Annotated in this window: 1 protein-coding gene; it reads right to left on the bottom strand. The window is 72.7% G+C overall.

All coding sequences use genetic code 11. The annotated features are described in order from the left end of the window. A partial coding sequence (locus GVL52_RS32430) for an FAD-dependent oxidoreductase (protein WP_160012778.1) occupies window positions 1-411 on the bottom strand: 411 nt, incomplete at both ends.

A 411-nucleotide genomic window follows, 5' to 3' on the forward strand; every position in this document is an offset into this window, starting at 1 on the left:
GGGCCAGTACTTGCGCACCTCGGCATAGAAGCCGTCGCCGCGCGCCGGATCGACGGTCAGGTCGTCGGCACGCTCCACCCACTGCACGTCCGGGCCGAACTTGGCCTGGCCGCCCAGGTCGAGCGTCAGGTGCACGCCCAGCCCGGCCGCCTCGGGAACCGGGTACACCAGCCGCGAGAACGGCGCCCTGCCCGCAAGGGAGAAATAGTTGCCCTTGGCGTACCACGCCCGCGGCAGCGCGGGGTCTCGTCCTCCCACGAACCGGCGGGCCACCTGCGGCGCATGCAGGCCCGCGGCATTGACGACGCAGCGCGCGCGCAGACGCGTGCCATCGGCAGCCTCCACCTCGATGCCGTCGGCGCCGCATTGCGCACCCGCGAAGGCGGAATTCAGCGCCACGATGCCGCCGGT

It is taken from the genome of Rhizobium sp. 18055, assembly GCF_902706285.1.
Lineage (GTDB): Bacteria > Pseudomonadota > Alphaproteobacteria > Rhizobiales > Rhizobiaceae > Rhizobium.